Raw genomic sequence first — 17783 nt, 5'->3', positions numbered from 1 at the left:
ATATCCTATATAGCCCCTGGTGAGAGTCACCAGTTCCTTGATTAAATAAAATGGAGTTTTACATGAAGGCTTTCAATAAGCTGTTTTCCCTTGTTGTTGCATCTGTTCTGGTTTTCTCTCTTGCTGGCTGCGGTGACAAAGAAGAATCGAAGAAATTCAGCGCCAATCTGAACGGCACTGAAATTGCCATTACCTATGTCTACAAAGGTGACAAGGTGCTTAAGCAATCTTCTGAAACCAAAATTCAATTTGCCTCCATTGGTGCAACCACCAAAGAAGATGCTGCCAGGACACTTGAGCCGTTAAGCGCCAAATACAAAAACATCGCGGGTGTTGAAGAAAAATTAACCTATACCGATACCTACGCGCAGGAAAACGTGACTATCGATATGGAAAAAGTAGATTTTAAAGCCCTGCAGGGTATTTCAGGAATCAACGTTTCTGCTGAAGATGCCAAAAAAGGTATCACTATGGCGCAAATGGAACTGGTGATGAAAGCCGCTGGTTTTAAAGAAGTGAAATAATCTGTCGGCGGCCATGTTTCGCATGGCCGCCATACCCGTCTTAGCTTTTCTTCACATGCTGGCGCGCTGCCAGTCCACGCAGAAAATAACGTAAAAATTGATCGCCGCATTCGCGGAAATTTTTATGATCCGGTGCACGCATCATCGCCGTAATTTCCGGCATCGAAACGCGGAACTGCTGTTCGGTGAGGATCGCCAGAATGTCATCGGTTTTCAGCGAAAACGCGATGCGTAATTTTTTCAGCACGATGTTGTTATTAATGCGACGTTCCGGCTCCAGTGCCGGAGCAGACTCATCCTTGCCGCGTTTTTCATAAATCAGGCCATTGAGGAATGACGACAAAACAATGTCCGGACAACGCTGAAAACCCTCTTCGTCTTCTTTACGTAGCCAGACGGCGATCTGTTCCGTGGTGGCTTCGACATTACCCAACGCCAGAATACGCACCAGGTCATTGTTATTGGCTTTCAAAATGTAGCGCACGCTGCGCAGAATATCGTTACTTAGCATGAGGCCTTCAGGTGTTGATGAGGCAAAAAGCCATTTTAGCAGTCTTTTACAGGCCAATCGCCTCTTTTAAGCTTTTCAGATAACGGCGGCTGACCGGCACGGTTAAGCCATTACGCAAAATCAACTCGGCCTGGCCGTTATCTTCCAGACGAATCTCCTGTAAATGCGCGAGGTTAACCAGATACTGACGATGGCAGCGCAGTAGTGGTGTACGACTTTCCAGGGTACGTAATGTCAATTCGGTAAAGCCCTCTTTCCCTTCGTGGCTGGTAACGTAGACACCGCTCATCCGACTGCTGACAAATGCCACATCTTTCATTTGCAGCAAATAAATCCGACTATGCCCCGTACAAGGGATAAATTTCAGCGCCTGTTGATTTTCCGGTAACAGCGAAACATCCTGCTTGCTGCGTTCCTGACGCAAACGCGCCAGCGTTTTCTCCAGTCGCGCTTCATCAATTGGCTTCAGCAGATAATCAAAGGCATGTTCTTCAAAGGCTTTAATAGCGTATTCGTCAAACGCGGTGAGAAAAACGATATACGGGCGATGTTCCGGGTCAAGCATCCCCACCATTTCCAGACCACTGATGCGCGGCATCTGGATATCGAGAAACAGCACATCCGGGCGCAGTTTATGCACCGCGCCGATCCCTTCCACGGCGTTTGAACACTCTCCAACGATTTCAATATCGCTCTGCTCCTGCAAAAATACGCGCAGGTTCTCCCGTGCTAACGGTTCATCATCGACAATTAAGACTTTAATCATGCCTCGTCCCTCCATGGTAGTCGTAACGTTATTCGGGTGTAACTATCAGGCTCACAGGCGACGCTTATCCCATAGTCATCGCCAAACCGTTCACGTAAACGCTTATCCACCAGATTCATCCCCAGCCCACTGGCATTGGTTACCGGTTGATACAAACCGGCATTGTCTTCGATCTCCAGCATTAAATGTTGCCCCTCACGTCTGGCGCTGATTGCCACTCGCCCTGTATCCAGCAGTTGTGATGTCCCATGTTTAATGGCGTTTTCCACTATCGGTTGCAGGGTAAACGCGGGCAATTGCTGCTGGGATAATTCTTGCGGAATAGCAATGTTGACCTGCAACCGCGACTGGAAGCGCGCCTTTTCAATTTGCAGATAAGCGTTCACATGTTCAATTTCGTCGGCGAGAGTAACAAACTCCGAAGGCCGCTTTAAGTTTTTGCGGAAAAAAGTGGAAAGATACTGCACCAGCTGGCTGGCCTGTTCGCTGTCGCGACGGATCACCGCTTTAATGGTGTTAAGCGCATTAAACAAAAAATGGGGGTTCACCTGGGCGTGAAGCAGTTTGATCTCTGACTGGGTGAGCATCGCTTTTTGCCGCTCATATTGCCCGGCGAGGATCTGCGCCGAAAGCAGTTGCGCAATCCCCTCGCCCAGCGTGCGGTTGATTGAACTGAATAAACGGTTTTTGGCTTCATACAATTTGATGGTACCCATCACCCGCTGATTTTCGCCACGCAACGGAATTACCAGCGTCGACCCCAGTTTGCATTGCGGATGCAAAGAGCAACGATAAGGTACTTCGTTGCCATCAGCGTAGACCACTTCACCGGTTTCAATCGCTTTTAAGGTGTAAGTCGAAGAAATCGGTTTGCCGGGTAAATGGTGGTCGTCACCAATTCCGGTAAAGGCCAGCAATTTCTCTCGATCGGTAATCGCGACTGCACCAATATCCAGCTCCTGATACAGCACCTGTGCCACTTTCATGCTGTTCACTTCGTTAAACCCCTGGCGCAAAATGCCTTCCGTCGAGGCCGCCACTTTCAGCGCAGTGGCAGAAAAAGCTGAAGTGTATTTTTCAAACATCGCGCGTTTATCGAGCAATATACGCATAAACAGCGCCGCGCCGACGGTATTGGTGACCATCATTGGCGCAGCAATATTACTCACCAGACGCACCGCATCTTCATAAGGTCGGGCGATCGCCAGGATGATCAACATTTGCACCATTTCAGCGACGAACGTGACGGCACCGGCGGTAATGGGGTTAAAGACTTTATCAGTGCGCCCGCGGCGGATCAGGATGCTGTGTACCAGGCCACCGAGTAATCCTTCAACGATGGTCGAGATCATGCAACTTAGCGCGGTCATGCCCCCCATCGAATATCGATGTAACCCGCCGGTCAGGCCAACCAGCCCACCGACGACCGGACCGCCGAGTAAGCCGCCCATTACCGCGCCTATCGCACGGGTATTGGCAATAGAATCGTCAATGTGCAACCCAAACCAGGTGCCCATGATGCAGAAGATGGAAAAGACGATGTAGCAGAGAAACTTATGCGGCAGACGAACCGTGACCTGCATTAACGGTATGAATAATGGCGTTTTACTCATTAACCATGCAATGACTAAAAAAACGCACATCTGCTGAAGCAGCAGCAACACCAGATTAAAATCGTACATACCCGCAAACCACACTTCCCTTTAAAACGCGTAACATACATTGCCTGCGTTTAACTTTCTTTGAACTCTTGCAGAAAAATGAGAATTCGTGAGTACGATCACTCAAAATCGCCTGGCAAAAATAAAATCACCCTATAAATGCACAAAAAACGGGCAAAACTACCTGGTTCGCAAAACTGCGTCTAAAGTTAAACCGGGACCTCGCGAGCAAGGGTGAGACGATGGCGCTTTACACAATTGGTGAAGTGGCGTTGCTTTGTGATATTAACCCTGTCACGTTACGCGCGTGGCAGAGGCGTTACGGATTGCTGAAACCGCAACGGACAGACGGCGGTCATCGGCTGTTCAACGATGCCGATATTGACCGGATCCGCGAGATCAAACGCTGGATCGACAACGGCGTGCAGGTCAGCAAAGTTAAAATGCTGCTCAGTAATGAAAATGTTGATGTGCAGAACGGCTGGCGCGATCAGCAAGAAACATTACTGACTTACTTGCAAAGCGGCAATCTGCATAGCCTGCGAACGTGGATCAAAGAGCGCGGTCAGGATTACCCCGCCCAGACGCTCACCACGCATTTGTTTATTCCTCTGCGCCGACGGCTTCAGTGCCAACAACCGACTCTCCAGGCGCTGCTGGCGATCCTCGACGGCGTACTGATCAACTACATCGCCATTTGTCTGGCTTCGGCACGTAAAAAACAGGGTAAAGATGCGCTGGTGGTTGGCTGGAATATTCAGGATACCACCCGTCTGTGGCTGGAGGGCTGGATTGCCAGTCAACAAGGATGGCGCATTGATGTCCTCGCCCACTCGCTCAATCAACTACGCCCTGAACTGTTCGAAGGCCGTACATTGCTGGTGTGGTGCGGTGAAAATCGAACCTCCGCCCAACAGCAGCAACTCACCAGTTGGCAAGAACAAGGCTATGATATTTTCCCACTCGGCATTTAATGATTCGTTAACAAATGCGCTTTACTGTACAATCCTTTCGTTAACATAAGGAGTGCATTATGCGCATAGCTAAAATTGGGGTCATCGCCCTGTTCCTGTTTATGGCGTTAGGCGGAATTGGTGGCGTCATGCTCGCAGGTTATACCTTTATTTTGCGTGCTGGCTAAGCGCCTGCACCAGCCTTTCAAACAGGCGGTCTGCGATGATCGCCGCCAGTGCCACCAGTAACGCCCCCTGGATCACATACGCGGTATTAAATCCGCTAAGCCCGATGATGATGGGCGTACCCAGCGTGTTGGCCCCTACCGTTGAGGCGATCGTCGCCGTACCAATGTTGATAATCACCGAAGTTCGCACGCCCGCCAGAATCACCGGAGCCGCCAGCGGTAGCTCGACCTTACGCAGTCGCTGACCTCGACTCATTCCCATACCTTTCGCAACTTCTGTCACGCTGGCATCAATCGCTCCCAGCCCGGCAAGTGTCGCCTGCAGGACGGGCAGCACACCGTAAAGGATCAAGGCGATAATCGCTGGTTGCAGACCAAACCCGATCACCGGAACGGCGATCGCCAGCACCGCGACGGGCGGAAAAGTCTGTCCAACGGCGGCAATAGTTTCCACCAGTGGGCGAAATTCCGCGCCCCACGGGCGAGTGACAGCAATTCCGGCACCAGTACCAATGATCACCGCAAACAAACTCGAAATTCCCACCAGCCAGAAATGAGCCAGTGCCAGAGCTGCAAAACTTTCTTGCTGATAAACGGGTCGTGGCAGTTGTGGGAACAAGGCAGCAAACAGCGGCTGGCTGTAAGGCAGCCAGAAAATCAGTGCCACAAACAAAGCAATGAGCCAGAACAGCGGATCGCGCAACATCTTCATACGCTTACGCCTCCACCAGCAGATCCTGAAAATGCAGCGTGCCGCAAGGCTGGCCCTGCGTGTTCACCACCGGCAGCACCTCGCATCCCCGCGCGACAAACAGAGAGAGCGCATCGCGTAGCGTCATCTCTTCTGCCAGTGCCTCACCTTCTGCTCGTTCTTCGCGACGCACGTAATCCACCACACTACGTAACGAAAGCAGGCGCACACCCAGTTCACTACGTCCAAAAAACTGGCGGACAAAATCATTCGCCGGACGAGTCAGCATCGTCAGCGGATTCCCCTGCTGCACCACTTCACCGTGATCCATCAATACCAGATGTTCTGCCAGCCGTAGCGCCTCATCAATATCATGAGTGACCAGCACAATAGTGCGCCCCAGCAAACGGTGAATGCGCGTCATCTCTTGTTGCAACGCGCCGCGCGTTACCGGGTCCAGTGCGCCAAAAGGTTCATCCATCAGTAAGACTTGCGGATCGGCAGCCAGTGCGCGCGCCACTCCCACACGTTGCTGCTGACCACCGGAAAGCTGATGTGGATAACGCTCACGTAAATTTGACTCCAGCCCCAGTAGCGCCATTAATTCGTCGATACGATCGTCAATCCTCGCCCGCGACCATTTTTGTAATTGCGGCACGGTGGCAATGTTTTGCGCCACGCTCCAGTGGGGAAACAGGCCAATAGATTGAATGGCATAGCCCATACGGCGGCGCAACTCCAGTACTGGCAGCGAGCGAATTTCTTCTCCGGCAAAGCGGATCTCTCCGCTGTCATGTTCCACCAGGCGGTTAATCATTTTCAGGGTGGTGGATTTGCCGGAACCAGATGTGCCAATCAGCACCGAAAAACTCCCTTCCTGAAAATTGAGATTGAGATCGTTAACGGCTTTTTGTGCGCCGAACAGTTTGCTGACATGGCTAAATTCAATCATTACGTTTCACCTTCAACAGTGCGATAAGTAAATCGAACAGCGCATCGATCAGCACCGCCAGAACAATTACCGGGATCACCCCCAGCAACACTAAATCAATGGCGCTGCTTAGCAGCCCCTGGAAAACCAGCGCACCAAAACCGCCTGCGCCGATTAACGCCGCAATCACCGCCATGCCTACAGTTTGCACCATCACCACCCGCAGGCTGCGCAGAAATACCGGTAACGCCAGCGGTAACTGAACATGCAGGAATCGCTGCGCCCCGCTCATCCCCATCGCTCTGGCGCTCTCCAGCACATCGCGCGGGATCTGGTTCAAGCCTACTACCACGCCGCGCACCAGCGGCAGCAAGGCATAGAGCACCAGCGCAATCAGTGCGGGTGTCATTCCGGTTCCTGCTATGCCGAACTTCCCCAGCCACGGAAAGGCCGTAACCAGTCCGGCAAGCGGCGCAATCAGCAGGCCAAAGAGCGCCACCGAAGGCACGGTCTGAATGACATTGAGCAGAGAAAAAATTGCCCCCTGCCGCGCAGTGGAAAAGTAGCACCAGATGCCCAACGGCACACCAATCACTAACGCAGGCAGCACCGCACCAAACAGCAACGTCAGATGTTGTGCCAGCGCGTCGTCAAACACATCCTGACGGTTGGCGTATTCTTTCATTAGTGAGAGATCGTTAAGCGTGCCGGAGTACAGCAACCACAGCGGAATAATGGCAATCTGCATATGCAACAACCAGCGCCACAGCGGATGCGTGGAGATTCGGCGGATGGCATCGCTACAGGCCAGCAATGCCAGCGCCGCAGCCAGCCAGAAACCACTGCCGAGGCTGGTACGCGCCAGCGCACTGCCATTTTGCGCCAGTTGGGTCGCCGCCTTTCCTGCTCCCCACACCAGCAATACGAAGACGAATTGCGCCAGAATGAGTGCAAAAATGCTGCCTTTTTTAGCGGGAATAAAACAGGCTGTCAGCCAGGCGCAACCAACGCCCACCAGCATCCAAATCGTTTGCGGCCACAGCTGCCAGAGATGTCGCCCTTCACCCGAGACTAAACGATTAGGCGCGTAACTGATAAACGGCAGCGCCGCTGCGATTGCCGTCAGCAACAGCAGCAGCGCCAGAACAGGATTGATACGTAGATAAGTCACGGGAAATTACTTCGTCCACCCTTTTTGTTTCAGGTAGTCGGCAGCCACTTTTTTGGCATCCAGTCCTTCAACTGCAATGCTGGCATTCAGTTGCTGCAATGTTTTTTCATCGAGGCTGGCGAAGACTGGCTGTAGCCACTGTGCCATTTGCGGATACTCCTTCAACACCGATTCACGCACCACTGGTGCAGGCGCGTAGATAGGTTGCACGCCTTGCGGATCGCTTAAGGTTTGCAGCCCCAGCGCCGCGACCGGACCGTCAGTGCCGTAAGCCATTGCGGCATTAACGCCAGAAGTTTGTTGGGCAGCGGCTTTAATCGTTACCGCCGTGTCGCCGCCAGCCAGTGACAGTAACTGATCCTGATCGAGTTTAAAGTCGTAGGCTTTTTCAAACGCGGGTAACGCATCGGCGCGTTCGATAAACTCTGCCGAGGCTGCCAGTTTGAAGGTGCCGCCCTCTTTCAGATAACGACCGAGATCGGCAAGCGAAGTGAGTTTGTTTTTCTCTGCCACATCCTGACGCACGGCGATGGTCCAGGTGTTATTCGCCGGTGCAGGCGTCAGCCAGATTAACTTGTTTTGCTCTGCATCGAGTTTTTTGACTTTCTCGTAACCTTGCTGCGCGTTTTTCCATGCCGCATCGTTTTCATCTTTAAAGAAGAAAGCGCCATTGCCGGTATATTCCGGATAGATATCCAGTTCACCGGAAGTAATCGCCCCGCGCACCACAGGAGTCGTTCCGAGTTGCACTTTATTCACCGTCGGTACGCCGTGGCTTTCGAGTACTTGCAAAATGATATTGCCGAGCAGCGCGCCTTCGGTATCGATTTTTGAACCGACTTTAACGGGAGAAGCTGCCTGTAGCGGCAGGCTCACGGCTGCCAACATAACCAGTGAACCTGCCCAGACCTTTGAGAGTGGCATGATGCTTTCCTCATTCTTTTACTGTTGTTTTCAGCGAATTAAGAGAAAAGCATAGTTGATAATGACAGAGTTAGCCTGAGCGGACGGATTCAGTTGCAGAATCAGATAAATACTTAAGAGGCATATTCGGTCCGGCGTTTCCTGCCGGATGCGGCGCGAGCGCCTTATCCGGCCTACAAAGGGCGAAAATTCAGCAAGTTAAGATATGAACATCAGGCAAAGGGCGCAAACGTCGCGCCCTTACTAAAGCATTACAGCAACTCAAACTCGCCTTTCTTAACGCGTGCGGAATCAGTGCCGATAAAGACATTGAACTTGCCAGGCTCGGCGTCATATTTCATCTGTTGATTCCAGAACTTCAGCGCCTCGATATCAATCGGGAAGCTAACGGTCTGAGTTTCGCCCGGTTTCAGGGTGATTTTCTCAAAGCCTTTCAGCTGTTTCACCGGACGACTCATGGAAGCCGTCACATCCTGCAAGTACATCTGCACTACCGTGGCCCCTTCGCGTTTACCGGTGTTCGTCACCTGCACGCTGGCCGTCACTTTGCCGTCACGCTTCATGGTCGGCGCAGAAAGTTTCACATCAGAGACGGTGAAAGTGGTATAGCTCAGACCATAGCCGAACGGATAAAGCGCCCCGTTAGCTTCATCAAAATAACGCGAAGTGTATTTGTTCGGCTTGTCGGCATTATACGGACGACCGGTGTTCAGATGGCTGTAGTACACCGGGATCTGCCCGACAGAACGCGGGAAGGACATCGGCAGCTTGCCGGACGGGTTGTAATCGCCAAACAACACATCGGCAATTGCATTACCGCCTTCAGTCCCCGCAAACCAGGTTTCCAGAATCGCATCAGCCTGCTGATCTTCTTTCACCAGCGCCAGCGGACGCCCGTTCATCAGCACCAGCACCAGCGGTTTACCGGTGGCTTTCAGCGCCGCAATCAAGTCACGTTGGCTTTGCGGAATAGTAATATCGGTACGGCTGGAGGCCTCGTGCGCCATCCCCTGTGCTTCACCGACTACAGCCACCACCACATCAGATTGTTTCGCCGTCTGCACCGCTTCATCAATCATCTCTTGCGGCGAACGCGGATCGACTTTGACCGCTTCTTCATACTGATTCAGGAAATCGATAATGCCTTTGTCACTGGTAACGTTCGCCCCTTTGGCATACAGCACTTTACCGTTTTCACCGACGGCATTTTTAATCCCGGTCAGCACGGTCACGGATTGATCTGCAACACCTGCCGCCGACCAGCTTCCCATCACGTCACGCTTGCTGTCTGCCAGCGGGCCAACCACCGCAATGGTTGCGGATTTTTTCAGCGGTAACGTTTCGAGACGGTTTTTCAGCAACACCAGGCTTTCACGCGCCACTTCACGCGCTTCTTTGCGGTGCAAGCGGCTTTCGGCATTGGTATCCACCGGGTCAGACTCTTTCGGACCGAGATGGCTGTATGGGTCGTTAAACAACCCCATATCATATTTAACGTTCAGTACATGGCGGGCAGCATCGTCCAGCTCTGCCATCGTCACTTTACCGGATTTAATCAACCCAGGCAGATACTTCGAGTAGTACTCGTCGCTCATGCTCATGTTGATTCCGGATTTCAACGCCACGCGCACCGCATCTTCCGGATCTGCCGCCGTGCCATGTTTAATCAGCTCTTTGATTGCACCGTGATCGGAAACGGTGATGCCTTTAAAACCCCACTGGTCGCGCAGAACATCTTTCAGCAGCCAGGAATCGGAGGTGGCTGGCGTGCCGTTCAGCGAGTTCAGCGCCACCATCACCGCGCCGCTGCCTGCGTCCAGCCCCGCTTTGTACGGCGGCATATAATCATTAAACAGGCGCTGCGGACTCATATCGACGGTGTTGTACTCTTTACCGCCTTCTACCGCACCGTATGCGGCAAAGTGTTTGACGCTGGTCATCACTGAGTAGCGATCTGCCGGGCTTTTACCCTGCATCGCTTCCACCATGGTTTTACCCATTATTGAGGTGAGATACGTATCTTCGCCAAAACCTTCGGAAGCACGTCCCCAGCGCGGATCGCGCGAGACATCGACCATCGGTGCCCAGGTCATATTCAGGCCATCATCTGCCGCTTCATAAGCAGAGACACGTCCGACCGTTTTTACTGCATCGAGGTTAAAAGACGAGGCCAGACCGAGGCTAATCGGGAACACCGTGCGCTGACCGTGCAGCACGTCGTAAGCAAAGAAAAGAGGAATTTTCAGGCGGCTTAATTCCATCACCTGATCCTGCATGGCGCGGATATCCTGACGGGTTACGGTGTTGAAAATCGCCCCAACCTGACCGTCTTTGATCATCTCGCGGATCGCCTCTTTCGGGTTATCCGGGCCGACGCTGATTAAGCGCAGCTGACCAATTTTCTCATCAACTGTCATTTTCTTAAGCAGTTCGGTGACGAACGCATCCCGCGCTTCAGGCGTTAATGGATGGTTACCGAATAAATCATCCGCCAGTGCTGGCTGCAGGGCCAGACTCACCGCGATTCCTACTGAACATAGCCATTTCATATGGATTTTTCTTCCTTTGTTGCCCGACGTGGCAGCGAAAATGGTGCAAAAACCGTAGTTTGCCATAAGCATGATGGAGAGAGAAAAAGAATGCTCAGTTTATTGTCTGAATTTTCAAAATATTCACTCGCTGAATTGTCATACAAGGCGCTATTCTAGTTTGTGATATTTTTTCGCCACCACAAGGAGTGGAAAATGTCTTCCATGACAACAACTGATAATAAAGCCTTTTTGAATGAACTTGCCCGTCTGGTCGGTCATTCACACCTGCTCACCGATCCCGCAAAAACGGCCCGCTATCGCAAGGGCTTCCGTTCTGGTCAGGGCGACGCGCTGGCTGTCGTTTTCCCTGGCTCACTACTGGAATTGTGGCGGGTGCTGAAAGCCTGCGTCACCGCCGACAAAATTATTCTGATGCAGGCTGCCAATACAGGCCTGACCGAAGGATCGACGCCAAACGGTAACGATTATGATCGCGATATCGTGATCATCAGCACCCTGCGTCTCGACAAGCTGCACGTTCTCGGCAAGGGCGAACAGGTGCTGGCCTATCCGGGCACCACGCTTTATTCGCTGGAAAAAGCCCTCAAACCGCTGGGACGCGAACCGCACTCGGTGATTGGTTCATCGTGCATTGGCGCATCGGTCATCGGCGGTATTTGTAACAACTCAGGCGGCTCGCTGGTGCAACGTGGCCCGGCGTATACCGAAATGTCGTTATTCGCACGCATAGATGAAAACGGCAAGCTGACGTTGGTTAACCACCTGGGGATTGATCTGGGCGAAACGCCGGAGCAGATCCTTAGCAAGCTGGATGACGATCGCATCAAAGATGACGATGTGCGTCACGATGGTCGTCACGCCCACGATTATGACTATGTCCACCGCGTTCGTGATATTGAAGCCGACACGCCCGCACGTTATAACGCCGATCCGGATCGGTTATTTGAATCTTCTGGTTGCGCCGGGAAGCTGGCCGTCTTTGCAGTACGTCTTGATACCTTCGAAGCGGAAAAAAATCAGCAGGTGTTTTATATCGGCACCAACCAGCCGGAAGTGCTGACCGAAATCCGCCGTCATATTCTGGCTAACTTCGAAAATCTGCCGGTTGCCGGGGAATATATGCACCGGGATATCTACGATATTGCGGAAAAATACGGCAAAGACACCTTCCTGATGATTGATAAGTTAGGCACCGATAAGATGCCGTTCTTCTTTAATCTCAAGGGACGCACCGATGCGATGCTGGAGAAAGTGAAATTCTTCCGTCCGCATTTTACTGACCGTGCGATGCAAAAATTCGGTCACCTGTTCCCCAGCCATTTACCGCCGCGCATGAAAAACTGGCGCGATAAATACGAGCATCATCTGCTGTTAAAAATGGCGGGCGATGGCGTGGGCGAAGCCAAATCGTGGCTGGTGGATTATTTCAAACAGGCCGAAGGCGATTTCTTTGTCTGTACGCCGGAGGAAGGCAGCAAAGCGTTTTTACACCGTTTCGCCGCTGCGGGCGCAGCAATTCGTTATCAGGCGGTGCATTCCGATGAAGTCGAAGACATTCTGGCGCTGGATATCGCTCTGCGGCGTAACGACACCGAGTGGTATGAGCATTTACCGCCGGAGATCGACAGCCAGCTGGTGCACAAGCTCTATTACGGCCATTTTATGTGCTATGTCTTCCATCAGGATTACATCGTTAAAAAAGGCGTGGATGTGCATGCGTTGAAAGAACAGATGCTGGAACTGCTACAGCAGCGCGGCGCGCAATACCCTGCCGAACATAACGTCGGTCATTTGTATAAAGCACCGGAGACGTTGCAGAAGTTTTATCGCGAGAACGATCCGACCAACAGTATGAATCCGGGGATCGGTAAAACCAGTAAGCGGAAAAACTGGCAGGAAGTGGAGTAAAAATTACGGATGGCAGAGTATCGCCATCCGTAATTCACTCAATCGTTCTGTGCCGTCTGCCCCGCCGCCGCCATTTGGGCGGCTTTTTGTTTTTTATAGCTTAACGCTGCTGCCGGAACAGGCATCACTTTACCGGTCTCAATCCAGGTACGCAGGCGGCTGGCATCGGCAAAATGGGTATATTTGCCAAACGCGTCCATCACTACCAGCGCTACCGGTTTATTATTGATAACCGTACGCATCACCAGACAATGGCCCGCCGCATTGGTAAAGCCCGTTTTGGTTAACTGAATATTCCAGTTATCGCGATACACCAGATGGTTAGTATTGCGGAACGGCAGCGTATACGTCGGGTTAGAGAAGGTTGCCATATCTTCCCGGGTAGTACTTAACTGACCGATCAACGGATATTGTTTGCTGGCAATGAGCAGTTTGGTTAAGTCACGGGCAGTTGAAACGTTATGCACCGACAATCCGGTCGGTTCAACAAAGCGCGTGTTGTTCATTCCGAGCGATTTCGCTTTCGCATTCATCGCCTTAATAAAGGCTTTGTAACCACCGGGATAATGGTGCGCAAGGCTTGCCGCCGCGCGGTTTTCTGAAGACATCAGCGCCAGCAACAGCATATCTTTACGGCTGATTTCGCTGTTCAGTCGTACGCGCGAATAGACCCCTTTCATCTCCGGCGTCTGGCTGATATCCACTTTTAGTTTTTCATCCAGCGGCAGTCGTGCATCCAGCACAACCATCGCGGTCATTAATTTGCTGATAGACGCAATCGGACGCACCAGATCCGGGTGGTTCGAATAGATCACTTTGTTGGTATTCAGATCAACAATCATCGCGCTACCGGAGGCAATTTCCGGTTGTGAAGCGGTGGTAGCTGCTGCCGTTTTCGCAACGGCCTGCGGTGCAAAAGGCACAGCCAGCATAAGGGCCAGGCTAAATAAAGAAACTCGAAATTTCGGCATGATGAGCATTCAGATAGTGGTTCACGCGCACGGGTTGCGCACCGCCGGAGTAAGGATTTACTGAGGCTAGCGACGCCATCATAACGAGCAAAAAGTGCGATCGTCAAAGGAGAATCGTGAGGAAATGCTGCATTGCTGACATTTACGCCAGCAATGCAACGTCAAAGAACTTTCTAGAACAAACGATAACCGTAGCCCCATAGTATAACGGTTAGGGCGAGCAGCACTTCCAGTACCAGCACGCCAATCGCCAGCGTCGAACTGGAGAAGCTAAGGCCTTCCTCTTTGTTGATATTCAGGAAGCTCGGAATACCAAGGTAAAGCAGGTAACCGGTGTAAAACAGTGCCACCGTGCCGACCAGCGCACACAACCAGACCAGCGGATAAAGCGCCACCAGACCGCTTAAAAACAGCGGAGTTGCAACGTAGCCCGCGAAGACCATGCAGTGCGCAAGTGACGGACGCTGCGGGTAATTACGCGCCATCCACCAGATGACCCGCCCCATCACCGCAACCCCAGCCAGCATAACGCCGTAAAACAAGACAGCCAGCGCCAGTCCGGTAAACCAGGATAACTTCAGGATAGTGCCATCGCCAAAATTCCAGCCAATCTGTGTAGTGCCAATGAAGGCGCAAATCACCGGAATCGCCGCCATCAGCAAAACGTGGTGGGTGTAATGGTGAGAAATCGTTTCGTTTTCGCGATTAATCACCTGCATTTCACGATCGGGATGGGAAAACAGTCCCCAGACATGGCTCATACCGCCCCCTTGTTGTGAGTTCATGAACCTGACAGTTCAAGTATAAGTCAGCTTGTGATTATTTTTTGTTCGCTCATGTAATTTGCACCGTCTGATGTACGTCCTTTTTCAGCGTGAATGATTTCCAGGGTGTATGCTTACAGGCAACCAAAGGGAGACAGACTGGCCTATGGATCTCAATACACTCATCTCACAATATGGTTATGCCGCGCTGGTGATCGGTAGCCTGGCGGAAGGTGAAACCGTGACTTTGCTGGGAGGCGTTGCGGCGCATCAGGGGCTATTAAAGTTCCCGCTGGTGGTACTTTCTGTAGCGCTTGGCGGCATGATTGGCGACCAGGTGCTCTATCTGTGCGGGCGGCGGTTTGGCGGCAAGCTGTTACGCCGTTTCTCGAAACATCAGGATAAAATTGAGCGGGCGCAGAAACTGATCCAACGCCATCCGTATCTGTTTGTCATTGGTACGCGCTTTATGTATGGCTTTCGGGTGATTGGCCCGACGCTGATTGGTGCCAGCCAGCTGCCGCCGAAAATCTTTCTGCCGCTGAATATTCTCGGCGCATTTGCCTGGGCGTTGATTTTTACCACTATCGGTTACGCTGGTGGTCAGGTGATTGCGCCGTGGTTGCACAATCTCGACCAGCATTTGAAGCACTGGGTCTGGTTGATTCTGGTCGTGGTTCTGGTGGTAGGCGTGCGCTGGTGGCTGAAACGGCGCGGGAAGAAAAAGCCGGATAATCAGGCGTAAAAACATTGCTCTGGATAAGGCGTGCGTACCGCATCCGACATCCGGTGCACCATGCCTGATGCGGCGCTTGTGCGTCTTATCATGTCTACCAAAATTTTACCCATTGAAATAACCACGCACCTCACTGCGCTATTCTGGGTTGAACTGCGGATTCGCCAACATAAAGCCGCCATCCACTATCAACGACTGCCCGGTGGTGTAATTTGCACCCTCCGAACAAAGCCACGCCACCAGGCTGGCAATCTCATGCGTTGCGCCAAAACGCCGCAGAGGAATCGAAGGCTCCGCGTCGGGCTTCACGTCGCTATCATCCATGCCGTTCATTGGCGTAGCGATCGCCCCAGGTGCGACTGCGTTCACCAAAATCTTATGCCTGACCAACTCCAGCGCCATTGCTTTGGTTAACCCACCGAGCGCATGTTTAGCGGCTGTGTAGCCGCTGGCATCCGGCAGCGGCGTATGTTCATGTACCGACGTAATGTTGATGATGCGACCACCCTGCCCTTGTTTCACCATCTGGCGGGCAGCAATTTGCGAGCATAAAAATGCACCATCGACATCAACGGTAAAAATCTTGCGCCACTCATAGAAAGCCATATCAAGAAACGGCGCTTTGGTCATTGCGCCCGCATTATTCACCAGCACATCAATACGCCCCAGCCGTTGAATGAGTTTCTCCAGCGCCTGCGCACCTTCTGGCAGTTTACCGAGATCCAGCTGCACAATCTCCGCACGTACGCCGTGGCTAACTACCTCACGCGCGGTATCTTTTGCCCCTTCTTCATCTGAGTGCCAGGTAATGCCAATATCAAACCCTTGCTGCGCCAGTAATAACGCGCACTCTTTGCCGATCCCCGAATCGGAGGCGGTAATAATCGCTACCTGTGCCATCGAGTTCTCCACTTAACGCTGAATAAACGTTAAGTATAGAAGTCACATATCATCAGCGTTTGTAACCCCCGCCCAACGCACCAGTGAGTTGAATGGAGGCATCCAGCCACTGCCCTTGCAATAACAGGCCATTGGCCCGCTCACGCAGCGCGGGGATTCTGGCTTCGCTGACGCGGGAACCAGCAATGATGCCCGCGTTAAAGCGGGCCTGCGCAAGACCTACCACACGCAAGGCATCGCGCTCAATTTGCGCCTGATGCTGGTTTTTCTCCGCCAGTGTCTGAACCTGACTGGCTGCCCGCGCCACGTCATTCACCGCTTCAACCACCGCTTTGTTGTAGCTGGCGATAGACAAGTTGCTTTCGGCTTTTGCGATATCGAGGTTGGCGTTAAGACGACCACTATCGAAAATGGGTAGCGTCAGGCCTGCCGTAACGCCCATTTGCTGCGCGGAATGACGGAACAGATCGCTTAAATGCAACGCATCCTGTTGCAGGAAGGCCATCAGGTTGATGTCAGGATAAAATGCCGCTTTTGCCGCATCAATGGTGCTTAGCGATGACTCAACGTACCAGTGCGCCGCCTGCAAATCTGCCCGCCGGGCCAGTAAGGAGTACCCCAGTTCATCAGGAAGCTGGCTTGCCACTTTCGGCAACGCGACCGGTTTAAGCTTCAATGACTTTGTCTGGTGATTTGTAAGTGCGCTTAACCGTGCCTCAATAATTTTCATTTTCCCCGCGACATCGTTGAGCTGCTGCCGGGTTTTGCTGGCATTAATATCGGTTTCCACACCTTCAACTGAAGAAGTAATCCCGTTCTGATATAGCTGGCGATCGGTCGCGATAATGGTGTTCTGCTCTTTTTCGATTTGCTGCAAGACAGTGTTTAACGCCGCCTGGGTTTGCCACTCCCAGTACAGGCGGGCTACGCTGCCAGCCAGCAATTGGCGGGTTTGCTCGCGTTCCGCCGCCCGTGCTTTAACCGTACCCAGGCGGGCAGTAACCTCCGCCCGATTCTTTCCCCAGATATCGAGATGCCAGCCCGCCGTTAAGCCAAAAGTTCCGTTGGTGTACCACGGACCGGTCGTACCTGCGGCCGGATCGTTCAGAGCAAACGGCCCCATTAGCCCTTCTGCCGACATTTTTTGCCGCTCCATATCCGCAGAAAAGTCGATCTGCGGACCATCCTGAGTGGCAATTGCCTTCGCCTGGGCTTCAGCTAGCTGAATGCGCTGTTCAGCCACCTGCATATCCGGTGCGTTCTGTAGTGCATTGTTAATTAATGAAGTGAGTTGATTATCGTGATACTCCAGCCACCATTGGCTGTCTGGCCAACCATTTTTCAGCGCCGTGGGTAATGCGGTGTCAACTTGTGCAGCGGGCGTTTGCTGGCTTAACGCCTGGCGGGTTTCATGCATAGGCGCACACCCGGCCAGCATCAGTAACAGCGGAAAACAGGCGATGGCTGGATAAAAGGAATCACGATTCATGGGGGAATAATCAGGTAAGAAAAGGTGCGCGGAGATTACCGTGTGTTGCGATATATTTTTTAGTTTCGCGTGGCAATACATCAGTAGCAATAAAACGACATATCCAGAAAAATATACACTAAGTGAATGATATTCTCCGATTT

General features: G+C 52.3%; 17 protein-coding genes. 5 read left to right on the top strand and 12 right to left on the bottom strand.

Annotated features, from left to right (window positions below; genetic code table 11):
- Positions 1-62 precede the first annotated feature (62 nt).
- Positions 63-524, top strand: coding sequence for a YehR family lipoprotein (locus tag ACJHW7_RS06185; RefSeq protein WP_001296231.1), 462 nt, complete (start codon positions 63-65; stop codon positions 522-524).
- Between the two features lie 40 nt (positions 525-564).
- Here the strand turns inward: ACJHW7_RS06185 and ACJHW7_RS06180 are convergent, their stop codons facing one another.
- Genes ACJHW7_RS06180 through btsS form a run of 3 tightly spaced genes read right to left on the bottom strand, consistent with a single transcriptional unit; the run spans position 565 to position 3483 of the window.
- Positions 565-1035 (bottom strand): DUF1456 family protein, encoded by a 471-nt coding sequence (locus tag ACJHW7_RS06180; protein ID WP_001551352.1) that lies wholly within the window; start codon positions 1033-1035, stop codon positions 565-567.
- A gap of 46 nt (positions 1036-1081) precedes the next feature.
- Entirely contained in the window at positions 1082-1801 is a 720-nt protein-coding gene (btsR, locus tag ACJHW7_RS06175; RefSeq protein ID WP_000598641.1) for a two-component system response regulator BtsR, read from the bottom strand.
- Entirely contained in the window at positions 1798-3483 is a 1686-nt protein-coding gene (gene btsS / locus ACJHW7_RS06170; RefSeq protein ID WP_001295431.1) for a two-component regulatory system sensor histidine kinase BtsS, read from the bottom strand. The genes btsR and btsS overlap by 4 nt, the downstream gene beginning before the upstream one ends.
- Before the next feature lie 221 nt (positions 3484-3704).
- Between btsS and mlrA the strand changes: the two genes are divergently transcribed.
- Together mlrA and ACJHW7_RS06160 are read left to right on the top strand one after the other, a co-directional pair.
- Positions 3705-4436 (top strand): HTH-type transcriptional regulator MlrA, encoded by a 732-nt coding sequence (gene mlrA, locus ACJHW7_RS06165; protein WP_021556974.1) that lies wholly within the window; start codon positions 3705-3707, stop codon positions 4434-4436.
- Positions 4437-4495: 59 nt separating this feature from the next.
- The gene (locus tag ACJHW7_RS06160; protein ID WP_001216963.1) at positions 4496-4603 is read left to right on the top strand and encodes a protein YohO; all 108 of its coding nucleotides are present in this window, start codon (positions 4496-4498) and stop codon (positions 4601-4603) included.
- Here ACJHW7_RS06160 and yehW read toward each other — a convergent pair.
- From yehW to bglX, 5 genes are all read right to left on the bottom strand, one after another.
- Complete coding sequence (gene yehW / locus ACJHW7_RS06155; RefSeq protein WP_021556975.1) at positions 4584-5315, bottom strand: glycine betaine ABC transporter permease YehW; 732 nt, start codon at positions 5313-5315, stop codon at positions 4584-4586. The two genes, ACJHW7_RS06160 and yehW, sit on opposite strands and share 20 nt — an antisense overlap.
- Positions 5316-5319: 4 nt before the next feature.
- Entirely contained in the window at positions 5320-6246 is a 927-nt protein-coding gene (gene yehX, locus ACJHW7_RS06150) for a glycine betaine ABC transporter ATP binding protein YehX (protein WP_001625492.1), read from the bottom strand.
- Positions 6239-7396 (bottom strand): glycine betaine ABC transporter permease YehY, encoded by a 1158-nt coding sequence (gene yehY / locus ACJHW7_RS06145; RefSeq protein WP_021556976.1) that lies wholly within the window; start codon positions 7394-7396, stop codon positions 6239-6241. Before yehY ends, yehX begins: the two co-directional genes overlap by 8 nt.
- Before the next feature lie 6 nt (positions 7397-7402).
- Positions 7403-8320, bottom strand: a complete 918-nt coding sequence (osmF, locus tag ACJHW7_RS06140; protein ID WP_021556977.1) for a glycine betaine ABC transporter substrate-binding protein OsmF — start codon at positions 8318-8320, stop codon at positions 7403-7405.
- A gap of 251 nt (positions 8321-8571) precedes the next feature.
- On the bottom strand, positions 8572-10869 hold the full coding sequence (gene bglX / locus ACJHW7_RS06135; protein ID WP_000871482.1) for a beta-glucosidase BglX: 2298 nt from the start codon (positions 10867-10869) through the stop codon (positions 8572-8574).
- 195 nt (positions 10870-11064) lie between these two features.
- On the opposite strand from bglX, the gene dld reads away from it, so the two are divergent.
- On the top strand, positions 11065-12780 hold the full coding sequence (dld, locus tag ACJHW7_RS06130) for a D-lactate dehydrogenase (protein ID WP_000097359.1): 1716 nt from the start codon (positions 11065-11067) through the stop codon (positions 12778-12780).
- Positions 12781-12818: 38 nt separating this feature from the next.
- Here dld and pbpG read toward each other — a convergent pair whose 3' ends face one another.
- Positions 12819-13751 (bottom strand): D-alanyl-D-alanine endopeptidase, encoded by a 933-nt coding sequence (pbpG, locus tag ACJHW7_RS06125; RefSeq protein WP_001319943.1) that lies wholly within the window; start codon positions 13749-13751, stop codon positions 12819-12821.
- Between the two features lie 173 nt (positions 13752-13924).
- Positions 13925-14512 (bottom strand): Yip1 family protein, encoded by a 588-nt coding sequence (locus ACJHW7_RS06120; protein WP_001295454.1) that lies wholly within the window; start codon positions 14510-14512, stop codon positions 13925-13927.
- Positions 14513-14681: 169 nt separating this feature from the next.
- Here ACJHW7_RS06120 and ACJHW7_RS06115 point away from each other — a divergent pair, with 169 nt between their 5' ends.
- Positions 14682-15260, top strand: coding sequence for a DedA family protein (locus tag ACJHW7_RS06115; RefSeq protein ID WP_000365433.1), 579 nt, complete (start codon positions 14682-14684; stop codon positions 15258-15260).
- 129 nt (positions 15261-15389) lie between these two features.
- Here ACJHW7_RS06115 and ACJHW7_RS06110 read toward each other — a convergent pair whose 3' ends face one another.
- Together ACJHW7_RS06110 and mdtQ are read right to left on the bottom strand one after the other, a co-directional pair.
- Positions 15390-16151, bottom strand: a complete 762-nt coding sequence (locus ACJHW7_RS06110) for an SDR family oxidoreductase (protein WP_021556978.1) — start codon at positions 16149-16151, stop codon at positions 15390-15392.
- Between the two features lie 52 nt (positions 16152-16203).
- Entirely contained in the window at positions 16204-17640 is a 1437-nt protein-coding gene (gene mdtQ, locus ACJHW7_RS06105) for a multidrug resistance outer membrane protein MdtQ (protein WP_021556979.1), read from the bottom strand.
- Positions 17641-17783: the final 143 nt, after the last annotated feature.

The organism is Escherichia sp. WS1152, assembly GCF_046487665.1.
In the GTDB taxonomy this organism is placed as follows: domain Bacteria; phylum Pseudomonadota; class Gammaproteobacteria; order Enterobacterales; family Enterobacteriaceae; genus Escherichia; species Escherichia coli.
This window is presented reverse-complemented; position numbering and strand designations above follow the sequence as displayed.